Origin of the sequence: Rhodoferax sp. UBA5149 (genome assembly GCF_002413825.1) — a bacterium.
GTDB lineage: Bacteria > Pseudomonadota > Gammaproteobacteria > Burkholderiales > Burkholderiaceae_C > Rhodoferax.
Genome location: NZ_DHXT01000209.1, coordinates 4,759 through 11,882, shown reverse-complemented (window position 1 = coordinate 11,882; position 7,124 = coordinate 4,759). Strand labels below are relative to the sequence as shown.

Sequence of the window (7,124 nt, the reverse complement as noted above, 5' to 3'; positions counted from 1 at the left end):
TCAACCGGGCTCAAGCGCAAACTGGAAGAAGTCGAGGCGCGCATGGCGGTGCTCAACGCAGAAGGGGCTTCTCTGGAAGGCCATCTGAGCAAGTCCCATCATCCGACCGAGATTGCCGAATTCGGCAAGCGCCTGAAAACCGTCAACGACGAGCTGCAAAGCCTCGAAGAACAATGGCTGACGGTGTCCGGTCAGATGGAAGCCCAGTCGGTTTGACCGGTCAGAGAATCTGATCCAGCGCGGCCGCCAGGTGGGTCACGGTGCGGTCCACGTTGTGCAGCTTTTCAAGGCCAAACAGGCCGACGCGAAAGCTCATGAAATCAGCAGGTTCGTCGCACTGCAGCGGCACGCCACCGGCAGTCTGCAAGCCCTGGCCCAGAAACTTCTTGCTGGACTGGATGTCGGGGTCTTCGGTGTAACTGACCACGACGCCCGGCGCCTTGAAGCCGTCGGCGGCCACACTCAGAATACCGCGGCGCTCGAACAACGCTCGCACCTTGGCGCCCAGTTCGATCTGCTCGGCGCGCACCTTTTCAAAACCATAGGCGCGGGTTTCCTGCATCACGTCGCGCAAGCGGCTCAATGCATCGGTCGGCATGGTGGCGTGATAGGCATGGCCACCGGCTTCAAACGCCTCCATGATTTGCAGCCATTTTTTGAGGTCGCAAGCAAAACTGGTGCTGGTGGTGCCGTCAATCGCGGCGCGGGCCCGCTCGCTCAACATCACCATGGCGCAGCACGGTGAGCTGCTCCAGCCTTTTTGCGGGGCACTGATCAACACGTCCACGCCGGTGGCTTCCATGTTGACCCACATCGCGCCGGAGGCAATGCAATCCAGCACCATCAGACCACCGACCTCGTGCACCGCATCGGCCACGCTGCGCAGGTAGGCGTCAGGCAGCATCATGCCGGAAGCGGTTTCCACATGCGGCGCAAACACCACATCGGGCTTTTTTTCGCGGATGGTGGCCACCACCTCTTCCAGCGGGCAAGGAATCCACGGCGCCTGCCTGGCACTGCCGACGCGACGCGCCTTGAGCACGGTGGATTCCGCCGGGATGCGGCCCATGTCGAAAATCTGCGTCCAGCGGTAGCTGAACCAGCCATTGCGAATGACCAGCACCTTCTTGTCGGTGGCAAACTGGCGCGCCACGGCTTCCATGCCAAAGGTACCGCTGCCCGGCACCAGGACCGCCGACTTGGCGTGGTACACCTCTTTCAAAATGCTGGCAATATCCTTCATCACGCCCTGAAAGCGCTGCGACATATGGTTCAAGGCACGGTCGGTGTAAACGACTGAAAACTCGAGCAACCCATCCGGGTCGATCTGGGGCAAAAGTCCTGGCATGAAGGCTCCGGTTTTTCGTTGAATCAATAGGCTTTGGTGGAACATCAGCTTAGCATGGACCCTGCCCCTGTCACTTGCTTTAACGTCAATGTCGCGGACACCCCCGTGAGCTCACGCTCTTTTGCTGGCGGCCATGTGCAGTACTTTTTGGTCCAGCAACACTTCGGGCGCCTCGGCCTCGATCCAGGTTTCGTTGTTCAAACCAGCGTGCAGGCGCTCGGTGTTGAGTTCACCGGTCCACTTGGCAACCACCAGAGTGGCGACCCCATTGCCCACCAGGTTGGTCAGGGCGCGCGCCTCGGACATGAAACGGTCAATCCCCAGAATCAGCGCCAGGCCTGCGACGGGAACGGTACCGACCGCTGACAAGGTGGCGGCCAGCACAATGAAACCGCTGCCCGTGACGCCCGCAGCGCCTTTGGAGGTGAGCAGCAGCACGGCCAGCAGGGTGACTTCCTGTATCAACGTCATGGGCGTGTTGGTCGCTTGGGCAATGAAGACTGCGGCCATGGTCAGGTAAATGGAGGTGCCGTCCAGGTTGAAGGAATAGCCGGTGGGGATCACCAGGCCGACACAGGTTTTCTTGGCGCCCAGGTTTTCCATCTTCTCCATCATGCGCGGCAGCACCGACTCGGAGGAGGATGTTCCCAACACAATCAGCAATTCTTCCTTGATGTATTTGACAAACTTCCAGATGCTGAAACCGTGCAGCTTGGAGATCGTGCCCAGCACGACAAAGACGAAGATAAAACATGTCAGATAAAACGTGCCCATCAGCTTGCCCAGCGAAAACAGGGAGCCGATACCGTACTTGCCAATGGTAAAGGCCATCGCACCAAAGGCCCCGACCGGCGCCACCTTCATGATGATGCCGACGATGTCAAACAACACGTGCGACATCTTCTCGATCAAATCAAAAACCAGGGTGCCGCGACCACCGAATTTGTGCAGGGCAAAACCAAACAGCACCGAGAACAGCAAGACCTGCAGAATTTCGCCTTTGGCGAAGGCATCCACCACCGAAACAGGAATAATGCTCAACAAAAAATCAACCGTGCCCACCATCTTGCCGGGACCGGTGTAAGCGGCAATGCCCTTGGTGTCGAGCGCGGCCACATTGACGTTCATGCCGGCGCCGGGTTCGATCAGGTTGACGATGATCAGTCCCACAATCAGCGCCAGCGTGCTGACCACCTCAAAATAAAGCAAGGCCAGACCACCGGTCTTACCCACTTTTTTCATGTCTTCCATGCCGGCAATGCCGATGACGACGGTGCAGAAAATGATGGGGGCAATGATCATCTTGATCAGTTTGATGAAGCCGTCACCCAGGGGCTTCATGTCGGTGCCGATTTGCGGGTAGAAGTGCCCGAGCAAGACGCCGCAGACCACCGCCGTCAGCACCAGAAAATAAAGGGATTTATACAGGGGACGCTTTTTCGTCGCGGGGTTGGGTGTCATGGTCAGGGCCGGTTAAGTTAGTGAATGGACGCACGTCACTTTAAGCCGGAGAATTTGCGATGGCTATTGTGGAAACCCACATTCGCTACAAAGACTAGACAACAAAAAACCCGCCTTGAGCGGGTTTTTTGGAGAGCCTGCAGCCCGGCATCAACCCATGTGCAAACCGCCGTTCACCGAGAATTCAGCGCCGGTGGAGTAGCCGCCTTCGTCAGACGCCAGCCAGGCAATGATCGAGGCAATTTCGCTAGGCTCGCCCAGACGCTTGACGGGCACGGTCGCAATGATCTTGTCGAGTACGTCCTGGCGGATGGCCTTCACCATGTCGGTGCCGATGTAGCCTGGGGCCACGGTGTTGACCGTGACGCCCTTGGTGGCCAGTTCCTGCGCCAGCGCCATGGTAAAGCCGTGCATGCCGGCCTTGGCGGCGGAATAGTTGGTCTGGCCTGCCTGGCCCTTTTCGCCATTCACGGATGAAATGTTGATGATGCGGCCCCAGCCTTTATCCACCATGTCGGCCACCACCTGCTTGGTGACATTGAACATGGAGTTCAGATTGGTTTCGATCACGGCATCCCAGTCGTCACGTGACATCTTGATGAACATGCGATCACGCGTGATGCCGGCGTTGTTCACCAGCACATCGATGCTGCCATGCTCAGCCTTGGCCTTGGTGAAGGCTTCAACGGTGGAATCCCAGCTACCGACATTACCCACCGAGGCGTAGAACGTGAAACCCAGAGCCTTCTGCTCGTCCAGCCACTTGCCGTGGTCACGTGTTGGGCCAGAGCCGGCAATGACCTTGAAGCCTTCCTTGTGCAGGCGCTGGCAAATGGCGGTTCCGATGCCACCCATGCCTCCCGTGACGTATGCTACTTTTTGACTCATTGCTCTGCTCCCTTTAAATTGACGAATGAATATGCAAGAGCTCACTATAGCGACTAATCGTGTCATCCGCCTTGCGGAAAACACCGAGATCAGCGCAATTTTCAGGGGGGATTTCCCTAGGGTCTTGAAGCCGACAAGGCGTCGCGATTCAGGTTGGATTCAAGGTTTTCCGAGAGCCTTCTTCCAGTCCCGAAATACGTCGATGTCGAAGCCGTCCGGGTAGAACAAATTAGTTCAAAAGACCGGGCGCCTTGCCCCGCACATCGGGCGTGCCATAGGTCCAGGTGATCGCCTTTTGCTCGTAATCGACGATAGGCACGTCGAAGTTGTCTTCCTCGCTCACCGCCAGCTGCTTGCCGTCCGGGGAAAAGTTCATATCCTCGTTGCCGCATCTGACTCAATCCTGACCGCAATGCGGGCACAAACCGCTACGGACTTTCCAAGACGACGCGGCCATGCATGGGCTAGGGCGCTCGGATGTTGTCGGTAAACCGCGCTCGCCAATAGGCCAACTGCTCAGCCGACAATTCCAGCGGCTGCTTCGTCCCCAGCCAGCTCACACCCTCGGCGCACGGGGAGGCGGTGAGTGAGCCTTCATAACGGTAATAGGCACGGCTGGCGGGCAGCAACTGGCTGGCATCGGCGGTGGCACGTGAAACTGCTGCAGCGTGTAAGTCTCTTTGGCCACGAGCAAACGGCTGCGGTTGGCAAAACGCACGCGCGCCGTGTGCCCGTCGTTGGCGATTCTCAAAGGTGCGGCAAGGTAGTGAAAGTCCAGCGCCGCCAGCTTGTGTTTGACCGGCGCCACGATGTCGATGGGCGACTGTCGGCGCCCAAGCCACCCAGAGGATCTTGCGGACTCTGAACGACATGTCGACTGGCTCAGTGCGAAGGAAAAACGGGCAGCGTCTTCTCCCCTATCGCTCGATCGTCAGCGCCACGCCCATGCCGCCGCCGATGCACAGCGAGGCAATGCCCTTCTTGGCATCGCGACGCTGCATTTCATGCAGCAGCGTGACCAGAATGCGGCAACCGGACGCGCCGATCGGGTGGCCGATGGCAATGGCGCCACCGTTGACGTTGACTTTGGAGGTGTCCCAGCCCATTTGCTGATTGACGGCACAGGCTTGGGCCGCGAACGCTTCGTTGATTTCCAGCAGTTCGAGGTCAGCCGCCTTCCAGCCGGCGCGAGCCAGCGCCTTTTGCGATGCCGGCACCGGGCCCATGCCCATCAGTGCCGGGTCCACACCGCTGGTGGCAAAGCTGGCAATCCGGCCCATGGGCTTGAGCCCCAAAGCAGCGGCTTTCTTGGCGGTCATCACCATCACGGCGGCAGCGCCGTCGTTGATGCCGGACGCATTGCCCGCTGTCACGCCACCGGCTTTGTCAAAAGCGGGGCGCAGACCGGCCAGGGCTTCAGCATTGGTCTTGCGATTGAGGAACTCGTCAGCGGCAAAGATGATTGGCTCACCCTTTTTCTGAGCGATGCTGAAGGGCACGATTTCGTCCTTGAACTTGCCGGCGTCCTGCGCCGCAGCGGCTTTTTGCTGGCTGGCAAGTGCCAGTGCGTCCTGCATGTCGCGCGTGATGCCGTATTGTTTGGCCACGTTCTCGGCCGTGATGCCCATGTGGTACTGGTTGTACACGTCCCACAGGCCGTCGACGATCATGGAGTCGATCATCTTCCAGTCCCCCATGCGCTGGCCGTCGCGCGAGCCGAGCAAGACGTGGGGCGAGGCACTCATGTTCTCCTGACCACCGGCAATAACGATCTCGCTGTCGCCCCAGGCCACCGCTTGCGCCGCCAGCATCACAGCCTTAAGACCCGAGCCGCACACGGCGTTGATGGTGAGCGCCGGCGTTTCCTTCGCCAGACCACTCTTGATCAGCGCTTGGCGCGCCGGATTCTGGCCGGCACCTGCCGCCAGCACCTGACCCATGATGACTTCACCGATCTGGTCCATGCCTAAACCCGTGCGGGCCAGCAATTCTTTGATGACAGCCGCACCGAGTTCGGTCGCGGGGGATTTGGCGAGCGTTCCGCCGAATTTGCCGACGGCGGTGCGAACGGCTGAAACGATAACGATATCTTCCATTTCTTCTCTCCAGGGTGGTAATTAAGCTTTTGCCTTCACGTAGCGGCCGGGGGCTGCTTCGATGGACTTGTATTTTCCTTTGCCGTAGGACTTGGGCGCGGGTATCTGTTTGCCGGCCTGCGCGCTGAGCCACTGGGACCAATCGGTCCACCAGCTGCCGGGGTGCTCGGTGGCCCCCGCCAGCCATTCGGCGTGGGTTTTGGGCAACTTGCCGTCCTCACGGATCCAGTGGCTGCGTTTGTTCTTGGCCGGTGGGTTGATGACACCCGCAATGTGGCCGGAGGCCCCCATCACAAAGCGTTTTTTACCGGGCAAGACTTGGGTGGACGCATAGGCACCGCCAATCGGCACAATGTGGTCCTCGCGCGAGCCGTAGATGTAAACCGGCATATCCACCGTGCGCAAATCCACCGATTCGCCACACACGATGGCCTTGCCGGGTTTGACCAGATTGTTTTCAAGGTAGGTATTGCGCAGATACCAGGCGTAAAACGGACCGGGCAGGTTGGTGGCGTCGCTGTTCCAGTACAGCAGGTCGAACGGGGGCGGCGTTTCGCCCTTGAGGTAGTTGCCCACCACGTAGTTCCACACCAGGTCATTGGGCCGCAAAAAGGAGAAGGTGCTGGATAGATCCTGCCCCTTCATCAAACCGCCCTTGCCCATTTCCTGCTCGCGGTATTTGACAAAGGATTCATCAATAAAGACATCCAGAATGCCGGTATCGGTGAAATCAAGGAAAGACGTGAGAAAGGTGGCACTGGCCACCGGCTTTTCACCACGTGCTGCCAGCACCGCCAAGGCCGTGCCCAACATCGTGCCGCCGACGCAGAAGCCCAAGGCATTTATGCTCTTGGCCCCCGTGATATCTTGCGTTACAGCTATTGATTTGATAGCAGCGTCTTCAATGTAATCATCCCAGGTCTTGTCGGCCAGCGAGGCGTCGGGGTTGCGCCAGCTGACCACGAAGGTGCGGTGGCCCTGCGCCACGGCATAGCGAATGAGCGAGTTTTCCGGCTGCAGGTCCAGGATGTAGAACTTGTTGATGCAGGGCGGAATGAGGAGAAAAGGCTTTTCATACACCTTGGCTGTCAGCGGCTTGTATTCGATCAGCTGGAACAACTCGTTCTCAAACACCACGGCGCCCTCGGTGGTGGCCACGTTTTTGCCCACTTCAAACAGGCTCTCGTCCGTCATGGACACATGGCCCTGGCGCAGGTCATGCAGCAGGTTTTGAATGCCTTTGGCAATGCTCTCGCCCTGGGTCTCAATCGCCTTCTTTTGGGCCTCGGCATTGAGCGCCATGAAATTGCTCGGAGCGGCTGCCGCCGTCA

The 7,124-nt window shown here is 58.9% G+C and carries 7 protein-coding genes and 2 pseudogenes; 1 reads left to right on the top strand and 8 read right to left on the bottom strand.

Annotated elements, in window-relative coordinates; translation table 11 throughout:
* Nucleotides 1-216: pseudogene (locus tag B3V69_RS18775) on the top strand (ABC transporter C-terminal domain-containing protein); the annotation flags it as partial.
* 4 nt (nt 217-220) lie between these two features.
* Here the strand turns inward: B3V69_RS18775 and B3V69_RS18770 are convergent.
* From B3V69_RS18770 to B3V69_RS18745, 8 genes and pseudogenes are all read right to left on the bottom strand, one after another.
* Nucleotides 221-1,348 (bottom strand): alanine--glyoxylate aminotransferase family protein, encoded by a 1,128-nt coding sequence (locus B3V69_RS18770; RefSeq protein WP_296448707.1) that lies wholly within the window; start codon nt 1,346-1,348, stop codon nt 221-223.
* 111 nt (nt 1,349-1,459) lie between these two features.
* The gene (locus B3V69_RS18765; protein WP_296448705.1) at nt 1,460-2,809 is read right to left on the bottom strand and encodes a dicarboxylate/amino acid:cation symporter; all 1,350 of its coding nucleotides are present in this window, start codon (nt 2,807-2,809) and stop codon (nt 1,460-1,462) included.
* Between the two features lie 150 nt (nt 2,810-2,959).
* Complete coding sequence (gene phbB, locus B3V69_RS18760; protein WP_296448703.1) at nt 2,960-3,697, bottom strand: acetoacetyl-CoA reductase; 738 nt, start codon at nt 3,695-3,697, stop codon at nt 2,960-2,962.
* Nucleotides 3,698-3,926: 229 nt separating this feature from the next.
* Nucleotides 3,927-4,073, bottom strand: coding sequence for a hypothetical protein (locus tag B3V69_RS18755; protein WP_296448702.1), 147 nt, complete (start codon nt 4,071-4,073; stop codon nt 3,927-3,929).
* 88 nt (nt 4,074-4,161) lie between these two features.
* Nucleotides 4,162-4,332, bottom strand: a pseudogene (locus B3V69_RS20860) (carbonic anhydrase family protein); the annotation flags it as partial.
* Nucleotides 4,254-4,583, bottom strand: a complete 330-nt coding sequence (locus tag B3V69_RS20855) for a carbonic anhydrase family protein (protein WP_414707581.1) — start codon at nt 4,581-4,583, stop codon at nt 4,254-4,256. The pseudogene B3V69_RS20860 and the gene B3V69_RS20855, both read right to left, overlap by 79 nt.
* A 31-nt stretch (nt 4,584-4,614) precedes the next feature.
* Nucleotides 4,615-5,793, bottom strand: coding sequence for an acetyl-CoA C-acetyltransferase (locus tag B3V69_RS18750; RefSeq protein WP_296448700.1), 1,179 nt, complete (start codon nt 5,791-5,793; stop codon nt 4,615-4,617).
* Nucleotides 5,794-5,814: 21 nt separating this feature from the next.
* On the bottom strand, nt 5,815-7,124 hold a 1,310-nt coding region (locus B3V69_RS18745), incomplete at its 5' end, for a PHA/PHB synthase family protein (RefSeq protein WP_296448698.1).